Origin of the sequence: Chryseobacterium endalhagicum (genome assembly GCF_016745235.1) — a bacterium.
Classification (GTDB): domain Bacteria; phylum Bacteroidota; class Bacteroidia; order Flavobacteriales; family Weeksellaceae; genus Chryseobacterium; species Chryseobacterium endalhagicum.
This window is the reverse complement of the sequence record NZ_JAELVM010000001.1, coordinates 1,211,142-1,228,068: the sequence shown is the minus strand read 5'-3', so window position 1 is coordinate 1,228,068 and position 16,927 is coordinate 1,211,142. Positions and strand designations below refer to the sequence as shown.

The window sequence follows — 16,927 nt, the reverse complement described above, 5'->3', positions numbered from 1 at the left end:
GCTTATACTGAAGCTAAGGTTGAACATTCCTGCTGTACAAAATGCTCCAGCAGCTCTACCGCTTTTTCATTACCGCCTGCATGGATGAAATTGGATTTTACCTCTTTCGCTGCATTTCTGTATTTCGGGTTTTCCAGCAGTTCAAAAGCAGTTTCCCGAAGAGCTTCCACTCTTAATCTCTTATACCGGATGCTGATCCCGCAACCGGCCTGCTCTATTAATTTCGCAATATGAAAATGATCATAGGCAATAGGAGTAATTAACATTGGCAGCCCGTTATAAAAGGTGTCATTCACCGTATTGAATCCTCCGTGGCAGATCACCATATCCATGTGAGGCATCAGCTGTGACTGCGGAACAAAGCCGCTTACGATAAAATTAGAAGGCCATTCCTCAAAAATTTCCGGCGGAGTGGCTGCAATGACGGTTACAGGCTGATCGGCAAACGCAGCAATAACCTTTTCAAAAAAGGCCTTGCGGATATCTACCAGCAATGTACCCAGGGAGACAAATATTTTCGGTGTCGTAGAGGCTTCCAGTTTTTCCCAGTCAAAAGGGGTATTGTTGGGACGGCCTTTTACCGGACCTACAAATCTCATATGAGGCGGAACTTCTTCAAATCCGGCAAAGGTTTGTGAAGTAAATACCAGATTCAGCTGATGCGAATGAATAAAAATACCCTCATCTGAAATTCCAACTTCTTTTTGAAGGTCTTTGATCAGATTTTGTTGCCATTCCCATATTTTGGGTGCGTTTTTCTCGCTGTCTCCCATTACATCGGGTGGTACAGGCGTCGTCGTTACACACGGAATATGATGTTTGTGGGCAAAAAGTGCGCCTCCGAATGCAATACAGTCGTTCACCAGAACATCGGGTTTCCAGCTGGTCATCAGGCGTTCCAGTCCCGGCATCATCATCTTCGCAAACGGAACATAGGTTTCTTCCAGTGCCAGTTTCATCACTTCAGGTCCTGAACAGGCCGGCCCGTCGTCCTGTCTCTTTAAAATACGCTGGATTTCTTCCTGATACGGAACAAGATCTTCCTCAGGATAAATATAGCTTCCTCCTTCCGGAATGTGCTTGCTGTCTACCGGAGTAATTCCAAACCATTTTACTTCATGGCCACGGGCAATCAGGCTGGCTCCAACGCTTAATGTAGGGCTGATATGTCCAAAGAACGGAGGAACAACGAACAAAAATTTAGACCCTGATTTTACAGGTTCTGAAACAGGAATTAATGCCTTCTCAAGTAAATCAGCTGCCGTTGGCGTTCCACCTGCATCCATAAAGGACTGACGCATCAGTTGAGCCGCCTCTGAATAGGCCGGATTATTCAAAATATTTTGTATAGCATCTTTTAAATGATGCGATTTAAATCTGTTAAAATTCAGACGCTCTCCCGCACCTGTACGCACTACACGTCCTGCCACATGAGACTGATCGTACGCAATCGGAATCACGACCAGCGGAAGACCGTTTGATAAAGTCTCAGATACCGTGTTGTGTCCGCCGTGGCAGACAACCCCGTCCAGATGCGGCAAAAGATCCAGCTGAGGAACCTGCTGATAGACCATAAAGTTTTCCGGCCAGCTGTCGAAAAGCTGCGGATCTGAAACCAGTACAACGGTTAAATCTTCGTCTTTAAAGGCATCAATTACTTTCTGGAAAAAAGCTTTTTTATGATCATGATCGAAAGTGGTTCCGATGCTGACCAGGATTTTTTTCTGTGTGCTGGCGTTCAATCTCTCCCAGTCAAAATCACAGGAGATCCGGCGTTCCATAAGAACAGGCCCTGTAAACTGATAATTTTCCGGAAGATCCATTTCACCAAAGAACTCTTTTGAAGTTAAAACAAGCGTTAACAGATCGGAAGAAGCCAGTGAGCGGTTTTCCGCTATTCCAAGTTCTTTTTGCAGTTCAATGATCTTGTTGACTTCCCATTCATGTACTTTAGGCAGTTCCTCCATCATTTTAACGGCGGCCGGAGCGGTAACGGATGTACTGTAGGGAAGATTGAGTTTTTTCGCAGCGATAGCAGCAGCAAACAACTGATGATCTCCAGTCACCATATCGGGTTGATATTGTTTCAGCAGGGTAACGATCCCGTTGTAGCAATGTCTGTTTAAAGGAATCAATACATCATCGTAAAGAAACTTAATGCTGTCGATTCCGTAGACAACTTTTTTAGAAATAATATCGAGATAGGTTTCGCTTTCTTTTTTTTCTTCGTCGGTCTGGTCGTATTGGATCAGCAGAAGCTCTCCTCCTTCAGGAAGTTTCGTGCTCAGGTTTTCGTCAAGACTGATCCAGGCCACTTTATGCCCTCTCTCCAATAATTCTGCGCCGATGCTTAAGGTTGGATTGACATGCCCTGTCAATGGCGGAACAACAAATACAAATTTAGCCATGATTTTGTGTTAATGATTTTGATAATGATTGAGATAAAAAATGAACAATGCTTTCAGCAATCTGTGCAGGTTCCTGTATGGGAACATTATGATCTCCGGGAATGAGTTCCAGTTCAGACGGAATGATCTGTGTTTTCAGCCATTCACCGGTCGGTTTACAGTTCGATTCCGAGCCGTACAGCAATAGTGTGGGAACTTCCAGTTCCGGTAAATCAGCTTCACTCAGAAAATGTTTTTCCCTGATCATATCTGCTTTAATACTTGTTTTTTCAAACAGGAACTGATACATGCGGTGGTTTTTCTCCATCTGCCTTTTGCCCATCTGCACTTTGGTGGTGTCCGTAAAATTGGCGACATAATGTTCCAGAAACTCTTTGCTGTATTCATCAATAATATTGCGTGCCTTTTCGTCCTGCGGATCCGGAGCTTCAATAACCGTGAGGCTGTTGACACAGTCCGGAGCTTTCAATGCGGTTTTCAACGCGATCAGCCCTCCGAAGCTATACCCTGCAAGATGTACTTTTTCAAGGTCTAAAACATCCATCAAAGCCAGCAGATCGTTTGACATGCTTTCCAGATCATAGCCGTCCGGGAAACGCTCGCTCATGCCGTGACTTTTAAGGTCATACATCACCACATGAAAATGTTTCGCCAGAACCGGGGCAATATTAAAATAATAAATGGAGAGGTTACTGAACATTCCGTGGATAAGCACAACGGTATGTTCAGCACCTTTATTGAGTTCCTGAATATGAACCTGTCTGTTATTTACATGGATTATTGGCATTCGTAGATATAATTGATGATCATACGGAGGTCAAGATTGATCAGTTCATCCAGATCCATAGAAGATAGCCATCCCGTGAAATCGATCTGATCCCCGAAATGGGCCTTGATTTTTTCTGAAAAGGAAACAATTTCAATGCTGTCCATTTCAAGATCTTTGGTGAATGAACTGTCCGGCGTAATGTCCATTTCCTCTACAAATTCCGCTCCTATCACTTCTGTAATAAAACCTTTTAAAAGCGTGAATAATTCCTCGTGATTCAATTTTAATGTGTTGTTTATAGTGTCCATCCTATGATATAATTTTTATGTTTAATAGTTTTTATTTCTGTTTCGTTGATCCATAAGTGATCATCCTGTATACGTTTTACTTCAAACGCTTTGGGATTTCCTTTTAATCCTGTTCCCAGGAACTTTGAATAAGCTTCTTTGGCTACCCAGAATCTGGTGGTCCATTCCGCCTGATCTCTGTCTTTTAAAAGCATTAATTCGTGATCGGTAAAGACCAGATCGTAAAATCCGGAGCTGCGTTCTTCCATGATCTCCATATCAATACCTACCGGACTGCCATGACGGGCAATACCTACGGCTTCTTTTCCTTTGTGGGCCAGAGAAATATGAATATCTTCCGTGACATCACCAATCAGATAAGGCTTTCCGGCCTCATTGGAACGGATTTCAAAAGTGATAGGAAAGCAAGGGTGATTTTTCTTTTCACGGAGAAGATTTCTCACCGCATCTTTCACCGCTACACGGCTTACCATCCAGTCTTTCCGTTTATTGGGCAGCAATTGCTGATGATGTTGCTTTTCAGTGTGATTGAAATAACGCTTCAGGATAAAATCCCATGATGCCACTCGGGTATACGCCTGATGAAAGAAAAATACGTCAGGAGCAATTTCCTCCGAAAGACGGTTATGCAGAGGCGACATGGAAACGTTCCAGAGAGGCTCGTCTATTTCCAGACGGCGGTTTTGCCAGCCTGTAATGGCGCACCATACTTTCCCGTCTCTTTTAAGGATGATATCTGCAATCGCGAATTCTTCATTCAGTTCTGTGAGCATACAGGTACATTCAAAAAGGCCGTCCTGATCCTCCATATCTCCGAAAAATTCAATATCCCTGATCTTTACGGGAAAAGCAATACGGTCTTTCGTCAGGGTAAGCTGCAGCCACAGCCCGAATAGCTGTCCGGCATTGTCCAGCAAAGAACCTTTTCCGCCGTTGCCTTTGATTTTCCCCGTAATTCCTTTGGTTCCCACTGCTGAAACTTCTGTAATTCCCTGATAGAGCTCTCCATGGAACATATGTTTGTCATAGATCTCCTCAGGTGTTCTTTGGATCGGTAAAAGATCACCGACTGACAGGTTGAAAGTACGTGCAGAAGGCTCAGTTGAGCTTAACAAAACTTCTGCATTTACGAAGTTCTCAATATCAAGATAGGCGTGATTCGGTGAGCGCCACTCTCCTTTTACTGTTTTTTCAAAAGGTTTGGCAACATTCATCCACTGGAACACGCTTACATTCATGATTTTATGAACCCTTGTTCCCGGAATTTCTGCCTGTGCAATTTCTGCCAGCTGCTCAAAAATCATGGTCATCGGAATCACAGGTTCCATATCGGAAACAGTGGTCCATCCTTTCGGCTGCCTCAGCAAGCTGTGATCGATGAGATAAGGATGACTGCTCAGATTTACATGCAGATCTTTTGAGAAGTGCGTGCTTACCGGCTTTTTCGGAGCTGCTACAATTGGAGCTGTAGTTTCCGGCCTGTTTTGAAACAGGGTCAGCACTTCTTCCTGCATACGGATCATATCGGTGATATTTTCCTGGAATGCCTGAACAAGCGGATGCCCGGTTTTAGCAACCGTTGCGGAAATGGTATGATGTTTCGGCCCATCGAAAGACTGCGCCAAAGCTTTAATTTCTTTAAAATCACGGACAATAGGTGATCCCAATTGGAGCTTAATTCCTTTTCCTGATGATTTTTTTGAATGATTCTGTATTTCCAGAAAATCTATGGCTGCCGTTTTTCCTTCTACGAAAAGAGCGGCTACCACACGCTGCAGCTGAGCCAGCGCAGACCTGGTGGGAACACTGGAAGCTATCGTGCTGAAAGCTTTCCCTTTCAAAGTATCATCAATAAACCCGATTAATCCTCCTGTCCCGATCTGAATGAAAAACTTCGCTCCTTCGTCATACAGTTTGTCCGTCAGTTCACGGAATCTGACCGGCTGAACCAAATGCTCGGCACTGAGTTTTCTGATGGCTTCCTGATCGGCAGGATAAGGTTCCAAAGTCGTGGCGGACCACAATGGAATTTTGGTCTGCTGAAACTGTGCTTTTTCCATTCCTTCAAGAATCACATCCAGTTTATCCGCAATAAAAGGTGAGTGAAAACCTGACTGGAACGGCAGTATCTGATGAAAGATCTGTTTTGATTTTAATAACGGAACCAATTCATCCAATGCGGCATTACTCCCGCAAAGAATCACCTGATTGGGACAGTTGTCATTGGAAATATATACATTTGAAATAGCGTCAATAAGAGGTTTGACAGCCTCAATACCTGCACCTACAGCAACGAACCTGGAATCTTTTAATTCAAAAGTCTCCGGATTCAGCACATCAATCAATGCTTTAACGGAATTCACTTCTGCCAGCTCTGAGGAATACCCTGCCAGCCATTCTCCCAGGCTGTGTCCTGCGTTCATATCGGGAATAATTCCCAGCTTTTTCAGGGCACCGTCAAGAATGCTGCATTTATTGAAGATTCCTAAGGCATCGGTCAACAAGCCTTCTCCTTCGGTTTCGATAGGTTCAGACAATCCGAAATAGCGGCTTACACTTTCCACTTCCCCTTTCGCCAGGCCATCCAGACCGGGAAATACAAAGGCTACTTTGCCACCGTCTTTCAGTAAAGGCGTGTTCGTGTACCAGATATCCTGTTTATTACGCCATGGATTATCCCTCGCAACAATTTTAATGACTTTTTCTATTCTTTCAGGCGTTGGATCAAATAAAGCGACACGGTAATTCCCTTCTCCCACTTCACATTCATGATTCCGTAAAGCGGAAAGCAGCTCTTCGTGGGTTGGTCTTGCCAGAATCAACACGCGGTCTTTTTTCGGCATATCATAACCTTCAAGAACGACGTGCGCGTTGATTCCTCCAAATCCGAATGCATTGACGGCCGCCACTTTCGGCAGTCCTGTCTTTGACCAGTTTCTGGCTTCCTGCACAGGCTCAAACCGGGTTTGCTGCATATCTGCAATTGGGTTTTCGCAGTATAATGTTGGCGGTAAAGTATCATGATGAAGCGCCAGACAGGTCTTGATCAAACCTGCGATTCCTGCAGCCGGCATGGCGTGTCCTATATTGGATTTAACCGAGCCTATCCCTGCAGACTGGACCATTTCTTCTTTCCCGAAAAACTGAGCTAAGGTCTGAAGTTCCGTCTTGTCGCCAAGCGGCGTTCCTGTTCCATGGGCTTCAAGATAGCCGATCTGCTTTTCATCCAGATCTGCATTGATCCAGGCCTGCTGTAAAGCTTTAAGCTGACCTTTAACGGAAGGACTCATCACGCTGGTTCCGTTTCCGTCGCTACTCACTCCGACTCCTTTGATCACGGCGTAAATTTTATCCTGATCCTGAATTGCATCTTCAAGACGTTTTAAAACCACAAAGCCACAGCCTTCTCCAATCAGTAACCCATCGGCATCACTGCTGAAAGGTTTGATCTGATGCTGATGCGACAGAGCTCCCAGCTGGGCAAAAATGCTCCAGAACGCAGCATTCTGTCCGGTATGTACACCACCCGCGATCACCATATCACAGCGTCCTCTGTTAAGTTCCTGCACAGCGTGGTCTACAGCCAGTAAAGCACTGGCACAAGCGGCATCTACGGTAAAAGCAGCACCTCCCAGATTGAACCTGTTGGCGACCAAAGAGGCTACAAGATTGGGAATTAATCCCATTGCGGTATCCGCTGCGAAACGGCCTTTCCGCTCCTGAAAAGCATGCTTTACCTTTTCGATATCTTCTGAAGATACCTGAGGCAGCAATTCCTGAAGCAATGAAGAGATCTGCTCTCCGGTACGTACTATTTCTATAGCCCGGGTAGCTCCGGGGCCTGTATAATTTCCTTTCCCGATGATGATCCCGGTTTTTTCAAGGGAAACCTGCTTTTTAAATACCCCGGCATCTTCCAGGGCTTTCTGCACCAGATCAAGGGTTAATAAATGATCCGGCTCGGTTCCTTCAACAGCTAATGGTAAAATTCCAAAAGCTGTAGGGTCAAATTCATAATCAGAGATAAACCCGCCGCGTTTACAGTAAAATCTGTCCACGGGATTGGTGGCATCACTGAAGTGCACAGGATCAATCCGGTCCGCCGGAACGGACTGGGTAGAATCTACCTTATTGACAATATTCTGCCAAAAAGTGCTGGCATCCTGCGCGCCGGGAAAGACACAGGATAAGCCAATGACAGCAACATCTGTTTTTTTCATAGTTATTGTATACAGAGATTACCAGTTGCTTCCGGACATGATGAGCACCTGGCTTTCAGTTCCGTATTTTATTTCATTAAGAAAAATTTCTTTCCCCTGATCCAATGGAATTAAGGAAATCCCGCGGCGTTCATACTCTGTTTCCAGTGTGGATGAAACCATTCCGGCACCTTTCCACGGCCCCCAGTTGATGGAAATTACTTTTCCTTTTAATTTTTTGTTTAAAGCTTTCGCATAATCATCCAGTACGGAATTGGCAGCGGCATAATCGGTCTGGCCTTTATTCCCGTAAACTGAAGCAATACTTGAAAACAGAACCACAAACTGACAGTCTGCACGGAGCTGTTCTGCGAGTACACGAAGCGGCTTTACTTTGGTATCAAAAACGCGCTCAAAGGAGCTGGATGTTTTTTGTTTAAATAATTTATCTTCCAAAAGTCCCGCACCATGGATCACTCCGTCTAAACGGCCATAGGTTTCGTAGATATTCTGGATTAAATCCGACAGGCCTTCTTCGTCACAAAGGTCCAGTGACTGGTATACCACCTTGCTTCCCAGCTGCTCCATATCTCGGATGGTACGCAGGATCTGGTTGTTTTTGAAAACACGCACCGTCTCTTTTTCTATTTCGGCAGGAGAAGTGAATGTCCCGGATTTAATCAGATAGCTTCTGATCTCTTCCTTGGTTTTCATAGCTTCTGCTTCTTTCAGACGGGAAACCTCATCTCTGGGATCCGCTGATCTTCCAACCAGAATGTAAGTACAAGGATAGGTTCCGGACATATGCTTCACAAGCTCTGAAGTAATTCCCTGGGCTCCGCCAAGCACCAATACAACAGACTTTTGATCCAGCTGGATATGAGCCTCCTGAAGGCTGGTTGACAATGGTGAAGGGATAATATCCACCCGGTGACGCTGGTCGTTTTTATAAATCACCTCTGACGGTTTATCGGTAGTCAGGATTTCTTTTAAAGCAATCTCTGCAATCTGATCTACTTCCTGAGGGGTATTCAGGCTGATGAGTCTGCAGCTGGTCTGTTCAAACTCACGGGCCAGGCTTTTGAAAAGTCCCGGATGTCCTTTATAATGGCGTAAAAGCGTGGTGTCTTTCAGTTCCTGAACGTGTGCAGGAATGTCTGAGATCAGATAGATCCATTTTGCCTTATCAAGGTCCATTTTTTTAATCAGATCCACATGATCAATGATGCTGTGTTTAACGGCAGATGAGAATAAATCAAGGATGATCAGTCCGTCGAAATCCTTAAGATCCTTTTCGGCATCTACCAACTCTGCAACGGCGCCAAATTTTTCAAGAGCATTTTTGATTGCAAGAGTTTGTCTACTGTTGTCCTGAGTGATGGCAAACCGTTTTCCGTTTAATATTTCAGTATTCTGTCCCGGAGAAACATCCGTCGGGGTCAGGTCAAAACGAAGCCGGGACAGCAGGTTTTGTACAGGCTCGGGAGTATCCGTGTTTCCACTCATCTCATTGATCCACGACGCCAGTCCGTTCAGGGTTTTAATGGCGGCCATTTTCTCCATCACATCGTCTGCCTGATCCAGGTTTTCACCAAACCCGATCTTTGTTTTAAGATCAGCAATAATTTCCATTCTCTTGATGGAATCAATACTTAAATCTGCTTCCAGATCAAGATCCAGTCCCAGCATTTCTTTTGGATAACCGGTTTTTTCACTGACGATATTCAGAATAGCCTGCTGAAGTTCTTCAAGAGTGAATCCTGCTTTCTTTTGTGATTTTGGAGCTGTGATTTCTACTGCTTCAGTTTTTTCAGAAGCCGTGTTTGCTCCCATGCATTCCGTCAGCCATGAAACCAAACCGCTTAAGGTTTTTATTCCTGCCAGCTGTTCCATCACGGTATCTTCATTGCCCTGATCACTAGTGAAAGCTCCCAGTTCGGAACGAAGTGTTCCTATGATTTCCACTCTTTTAATGGAATCAATACTCAGGTCGGCTTCCAGATCCATTTCCATGCCCAGCATTTCGTGAGGATAGCCTGTTTTATCGCTGACCACCTGTAATAATAAGGTTTTAATATCTTTTACAGGAGCCTGCTTTACCGGAATGGCAACCGGTTTTTCCTGAACAGCAGCCTGAACCGGAACAGCTGCTACACGCTCATTTACAGGCGCCGGTACTGCTGAAACATACACAGGTGCAGGGCTGATCTGCGGATTCTGTCCCAAAAAGGAAAGCATCACATCTCTCTGTGCCTGGATAAGCTGTTTCATCGTATTTAAATATTCCTGCAGCATACGTTCAGCAGGCTGATGTTCTGCGGCAGGCGTTTGATGGTTATTCGTAAAATTGTTCATGGCAATAGGATTTAATATAGGCAGTGCTCCGTTAGCTGGCAGCGCGCCTGTAGTTGGATGTGCTGTCTGGCCGTTCACTCGCCAGATCGCAGGGTTTTTCTTATACAGTTCGGGCTGGTCGATATGAATCAGTTTCACATGACGGCCATCGAAAAGTTTTTCAATACTGAAGTTCCGGCCTGTTCCGAGGTATTGGGCCAGCATGCACAGAAAGTGGCTCATTTTATTCCGGCTGCTGTCTTCCACATATAAAGTCAGCTGATCTTTATCTAAACATGAATTCGTCAGTCCTGTTAAAATTTTTCCGGGACCTACCTCGATGAAGATTCTTGCTCCTTCGTTGTACATCGCCTGGATCTCTTCTACATATCTTACAGGCTGTACCAGATGATCCGTCAGTCTTTCCTTGATTTCTGAAGGGGCTGCAGGGTACGTTTCAGCCGTCGTATTGGACCATACCGGAATCTGCATTTCCTGAAATGGAATATCTTTCAGAACGGTTTCGTATAAGCCTTTGGATTTGGCTAATAACGGACTGTGGAATGCGCAGGCTACTTCCAGTTTTTTGGCAGAAATACGTTCCTGTTTTAAAACTTCCATTAAGGTATTGATGGCTTTGGTACTTCCTGCCACCACACACTGCCCGGGAGCATTATAATTCACAGGATAGCAACCCTCTACTTTATCTAAAACAGGCTGTAAAAGCTCTTTTGTTGTGCTTACCGCAACCATTGATCCGGGATCTCCCCCATCCACGGAATCCAAAATGGATTGAGCCCGCTTAATACTTAAATCAACCAGCTGATCTTCCCCAAATACGCCTGCAAAACACAAGGCCGGTAATTCACCATAACTGTGGCCTGCCAGCATATCGGGAACAATATCCAGTGATTTCAGGAATTTAGCTAAAGCCATATCTACAATCCCCAAAAGAGGTTGTGCCAGGCGGGTATCTTTAATGGTTTCTTTCTGTTGTTTTAAAGCAGCTTCATTAAAAACAGCGGAAGGGAAAACTACTTTTTCAAGCTCGGGATAAGAATCGATCAGGTTTCGCATGGAAGGAAAAGCCACGAATAAATCACGGGCCATATTGATCCTCTGGCTGCCCTGTCCCGGGAACAGGAAGGCCACTTTACCCTCTTTTTTATTGACGGTGAAAGTATCTTTGGTTTCAATTCCCAACAGAACCAATTCTATTTTCATCATCAGATCTTCTACTGTATCTCCTACAATGCTCAGCTGAACCGGTTTTTCCGAACCCACAGCCAAACTGTACGCAATATTTTTCAGGGGAATCTCATCATTGGTTTCCAATAAAGATTTAATCTGCCCCAACTGATTTTTAGCTTCTTCATAGGTATCACCGCGGAACACAAATAATTCCGAAGGCCAGGATTGTAATACCGCAGAATCGTCCTGCTTAGGGTGATTGGCAATGACCGTATGAAAATTCGTTCCTCCAAATCCGAAAGCACTGATTCCTGCATACCGGTTCTTTTCACTCCACAATCCGCTTTCTGCATAAAAGGCAAAAGGACTGGTTTGTGTATTATAATAGGTATTAGGCTGCTTTAGGTGCAGTGTAGGAGGTTTTACGCCATGGTATACCGCCAGTGATGCTTTAATAAGCCCGGCCAATCCTGCCGCACATTTGGTATGTCCGATCTGTGTTTTTACTGAGCCTAAGTGAGTCTGGGCCGGTATCGCTCCTGAACGGCTGAATAGATTGGTCAGCGCACTCAGCTCGGTTTTATCGCCCACTACGGTTCCTGTGCCGTGAGCTTCTACCAATCCTACTGCTGCAGGGCTTATTCCTGCCTGGGTATAGGCACGTTCCAATGCGCGCACCTGCCCTATTTTTCTCGGAGCTGTAAGACCTAGCGCTTTACCGTCGCTGGAACCTCCCACTCCTTTGATCACCGAATAAATCCTGTCACCATCGTGCAGAGCATCTTCATATCTTTTCAATACAAGGATGGCAACTCCTTCTCCAAGCGCAATACCATCAGCCTCACCATCGAATGTAGCACAGCGTCCTTTTCTTGAAAGCGCATGGGTACTGGAAAACATCAGATAATCATTGATCCCGTTATGTAAATCTGCTCCACCGGCCAGAACCATATCGGATTTCCCCAATACAAGCTCCTGACAAGCCAGATCAATCGCTGCCAAAGAGGAAGCACAGGCTGCATCTACGGTATAGTTTCTTCCGCCAAGATCCAGGCGGTTCGTAATCCTACCTGCGATGACATTAGCCAAAATACCGGGGAATGAATCTTCTGTGGTGTGTGGAAATGCTTCTTTCACCTCCTCATGAAGTTCCCCGAAAACCTGCTTGTAATAACCCCTGAAACTATAGCTGTTGGCCAGATCATTCCCGCCTTCAGCTCCGATGATTACAGAAACGTTTTCCCTGTTGAAATTTTTCTCACCGTAACCGGCATCTTCCATTGCACGTTTGGCTACCAATAAGGTTAATAACTGCGTAGGTTCAATAGCTGCAAGGGATTGTGGAGGAATTCCAAAGGCTAAAGGATCAAAATCAATTTTCGGAATAAATCCGCCCCATTTGGAATGGGAAACATCCGGTCCGTCTGAATCCGGATGGTAATAAAGTTCTTTATTCCAACGTTCATCGGGAACTTCGGTCACATTGTCTTTTCCTAAGATAATGTTACGCCAGTATTCTTCCAGGTTTTTTGCTCCCGGGAAGATACATTCCATCCCGATAATAGCTACATCCAATGGTTTTTCAACGGATACTGGTTCTTCAGGTAAAGCGGCCTGTTGTATATATTCGTAATTGTCTATGCTTACATTCTGATGAAGTGCCGCAAGGGAGATCACGCGGTTCTGCATGGTGGCTACCTGCCCGATCATGTACATTCCGAGATCCAGCTGCTCGTTTTTAGGAATATTCACCAGCTTATCACCCTGACGGTCAATTCCTTTAGCAGCAATCCTTAAGCGTCCAACATTCAATTTTTCCAATTGTTCCCAGATTTCTTTTTTATCGACTCCGGCAGCGAGAAGCTTGCTTTTTTCAGTCGTAAAATGCCTTGCAAATGCTGTGTTTAAACAACGGGTTTCGTGGCCCGGTGCGGTCTCCAGCAATACGGTATCTTTGGCCTGCATGGCCTGTGCCTGGAATTCCTCCTGAATAGCACCTGTACGTACTGCTTCTTCAGTGTACAGATAGGCTGTTCCGATCAGGACACCAACTTTCACGCCTCTGGCAGCCAGTGGAGCGGCCATAATGGAAACAAATGCCGTTGAAAAAGCATTGTGAATGCCTCCGGCAAAGAATACACTGATATTTTCGGGATGATCTTCTTTTAAAATACGTTCAATCTGCTTTTCCCAAAGAACCATACTTGAAAGCGGACCTACATGACCGCCGCATTCACGGCCTTCAAATATAAAATGGGTTGCTCCTTCTTTCAGGAAAATATCCAGTAATGCAGGAGAAGGGACATGAAGAAAGGTGGTTATTCCCGCTTTTTCGAATATTTTCGCCTGTGCCGGTCTTCCGCCAGCAATAAGCACTACCGGAGGCTTGGCTTCGAGTATGTATGAAGTCTGTTCTTCTCTTAATTCCTGAGGGGCAAAGCCTAAGATACCGACGCCCCATGTTTTTTCGCCGGCCAGCTTTTTAGTCTCCATCACCAGATCTTTCGCCTGCTTTCCTTTAAGCAGAGATAAAGCGACGAAAGGTAAAGCTCCGGCATCCGCTACAGCATTGGCAAATAAAGGAACATCGCTGACACGGGTCATAGGTCCCTGTGCAATGGGATAACGCAATCCAAGCTGCTTCGCCATGATATTATCTTCACTGATCACCTGAAGGGCTTTTGCCTGCTTCAAATGTCCATACATAGCTTCTTTGAATCCGAAAACCATTTTCTTCAGCGTTTTGAAATCTTCATACAGATCTACAGCCAGCGAAATATCCTGACCCATAGGAATATAATTCTTACTCAGGTCAAAACCGGAAAAATACTGTCGCAGCTCTTTACTACTTACATTTTCCGGCAGTACAGGAGAATTGGGTCTTACCAGCACTCTGTGATTGGCTATAATTTTAGTTTCGGTTCCATTCAGTTTTGAGCACAGATCCTTTATCTCCTGAGGAACGGAGCTTTCCGGAAACAGTGATAGCTGGCTGTCCAGAACAACTCCCGCTGCACCAAGCGCCTTTACAGCGGCTGCGGTATGAAGTCCTACGCCTCCCTGCACCCATACAGGCACAGACTTAATTTCTCTGATGACCCGCTGAAACAACACGAATGTGGATTCATAGCCAACCAGTCCGCCGGCTTCGTTTCCTTTTATAATGATCCCCTGTGCTCCCGATTGTTCGGCGAGCCTGGCCTCATCCAGACTGCTTACCTGATAAACAGTAGGCAGATCCGGCATGACATCCATTGAAGTTCCGGACGGAAGGATCGCAAATTTCACCTTTTCCGGAATCTGGAGGGATATAAACTGGTCGTTGGGAAGATAAATTCCGTAAGAAGGAATATCTGTCTGGTTCAGTTGATTCAGGGCTTCCTGAGCTTCTGTTGAATCATGTCCTAAGCTTAAGATTGGAAACGCACCCGCCTGATGCAGTTTAAGCATAAGGCTGACATCCGGCTTTTCAAAAGGCGTTAATCCAATAATGGTTAAGTTTTTCATTGCATTTATGGTATTGAGATAATAACTGGGAAAACTTCATAACTAAATACCCAGCCTTTCGGCCTCATATGTATTTATCAATTATGAGGGAATAAAAATAATAAATTTATATTACATTTTTAACCATAAATAAAATATAATAATAAATTATTAACAATAAATTATTATGAATTTAAATAATATTAAAAATTGCAATATATATTTCCATTATGAGAAAATAAGACGGTACAGTCTATCAGATTCAATTATAAATGATTATAATTAATTAATGTGAAACAAATATAGAAATAAAAACCATAATATATCAAAAATAAGAGAATTATTTTTTTAATATTACAAAATTATAACATACCTACAAAAGCGTATGAATTCTATAAAAAACGACTTTACTGATCTGATACACAAAGTCATCAATTTTCAAAATAAAAACAAAATTTTAAAAAAATCATTGAGATAATTTTCTTAAAACCGGACTATTTACACAAGTAACACGATGACAATAAGAAGGTTAAAAAAATGTAAACAAATGAGTATTCTTAATGATGATTTAATGTAAAAAGAAGAGATCTGTATAATCAGTGTATTCTGTGGGAGAAATTTTCAAGCCCGCAGATTGTACTGATTACACAGATCTTTAGAATTATTTTTATCCTGCAACCCGTTTTCACATTTTGAAATCCTGTATTTCGGAAATAAGTGAAACACCTTTGTTTATCTTAATTTAAAGGAATTAAAATCAAATCTTTGGGATTCTTTGTGTTTAATAATCACAAGGCTAAACAAAGTTCTCTTTTGAAATAAGGAAATTTTTAAGATAAACAAAGGCATTTCATTTAAAAAGGGAAAACAAAAGTATATGTCATGAATTATTCATCAATTACATTTCATTCAAAACGAAACGGAATATTATACTATTGTAAAGGCAGCCAGGAAAGATGAATTTAGAATAAACTCAGGTCATACTGCTTAACAAAATCCAGAATCATGTGATATCCGGCAGAAGAATTCCCATGCTGATCCAAAGCCGGGCTGAAAACACCGATCCCCATTTTCCCGGGAACACTCACGGCAATTCCGCCTCCGACACCGGATTTACTCGGTAAACCCACTGTTCTCGCATATTCTCCACTGAACTCATACATTCCGGCAATAAGCATCTGGGATTGCACCAGCCTGGCAAGCTCTTTATTTTTATAGGTAGCATCGCCGTCAAAACGGACACACTGATTGGCAAAGAAATACCCTATTTTAGCCAGATCTTCAGCGGTAAGCTCTATAGAACACTGTCTGAAATAATTATCCAGCTGGTCTTCATTTCCTGAAATCAGACCGTTATTTTTCATGAGATAAAACATGCCGCGGTTTCGGTGTCCAGTGGATTTTTCAGATTCATAAACAGATTTACTGTAATCTAATGTAGGATTTTTGGTAATGTAACGGACCATATCCAAAATTTTAAGGAATGGTTTTTCGCCGTTTCCTAAAATTAAAGAAGTGGTAAGGATCGCACCTGCATTCATCATAGGATTGAGGGGTTTTCCCGTTGTTTCAAGATTTGAAAAGTGGTTAAAAGGCCTGTCGGTCCCGAAATACCCCATCTTATTAAAGACATCCGCTTCTCCCCTTTCGTTCACAGCAATCATTAATGCGATGATCTTGGAAATACTCTGCATGGTAAATTTCTTATGAACGTCGCCGGAATTAAATATTTTACCGTTTTTAGCAACCACCGAAAAAGCAATCGCTTTGGCGTCCATTTTCCCCAGCTCAGGAATGTAATCTGCTACTTTACCCTCTATATAGTAGGTTCTGTTTTTTTCCAGAATACTTTCAAGAGATTTTTCTGTGATTATTTTGTTTTCTGCCCCTTTCTGGGCATAAGTGATTGTGTTTACCGAAAGAAAAGCTGCAATGAAAATTCCTTTTGCAGACCATAAGAGACTTTGCTTGTTCATCTGAAATGCCGTCGAATACCTATTATCAATATCGAAAGACAAATATACAGGATTTCATCTTTATCTATCCCATGTACAGAAAAAGATCTCCGGATCAAAAACACATGATTGAAAGGACTTCAGAAGGATTAAGTATTTCTACTCAAAACCGTAATTGGTCATTTATACTCTAGAACCGTTTTCTTCTTCTTTGTTACTTTGAAATACGCTATTACAGGCATAATCAGACGTAATAACAACCATAAACTAATACTAT

General features: G+C 43.5%; 6 protein-coding genes. All 6 read right to left on the bottom strand.

The window, feature by feature from the left end:
• Nucleotides 1-2: 2 nt before the first annotated feature.
• The gene (locus JET18_RS05430; protein WP_202089595.1) at nt 3-2,408 is read right to left on the bottom strand and encodes a glycosyltransferase; all 2,406 of its coding nucleotides are present in this window, start codon (nt 2,406-2,408) and stop codon (nt 3-5) included.
• Nucleotides 2,401-3,195: an alpha/beta fold hydrolase gene (locus JET18_RS05425; protein WP_202089594.1), complete on the bottom strand. Its 795-nt coding sequence runs from the start codon at nt 3,193-3,195 to the stop codon at nt 2,401-2,403. The genes JET18_RS05430 and JET18_RS05425 overlap by 8 nt, the downstream gene beginning before the upstream one ends.
• Nucleotides 3,186-3,485 (bottom strand): acyl carrier protein, encoded by a 300-nt coding sequence (locus JET18_RS05420; protein ID WP_034728171.1) that lies wholly within the window; start codon nt 3,483-3,485, stop codon nt 3,186-3,188. The genes JET18_RS05425 and JET18_RS05420 overlap by 10 nt, the downstream gene beginning before the upstream one ends.
• Nucleotides 3,473-7,705, bottom strand: coding sequence for a type I polyketide synthase (locus tag JET18_RS05415; RefSeq protein ID WP_202089593.1), 4,233 nt, complete (start codon nt 7,703-7,705; stop codon nt 3,473-3,475). Before JET18_RS05415 ends, JET18_RS05420 begins: the two co-directional genes overlap by 13 nt.
• Before the next feature lie 18 nt (nt 7,706-7,723).
• The gene (locus JET18_RS05410; protein WP_202089592.1) at nt 7,724-14,716 is read right to left on the bottom strand and encodes a type I polyketide synthase; all 6,993 of its coding nucleotides are present in this window, start codon (nt 14,714-14,716) and stop codon (nt 7,724-7,726) included.
• A 941-nt stretch (nt 14,717-15,657) separates the two neighbouring features.
• Nucleotides 15,658-16,671: a glutaminase A gene (gene glsA, locus JET18_RS05405; RefSeq protein ID WP_202089591.1), complete on the bottom strand. Its 1,014-nt coding sequence runs from the start codon at nt 16,669-16,671 to the stop codon at nt 15,658-15,660.
• Nucleotides 16,672-16,927 lie beyond the last annotated feature (256 nt).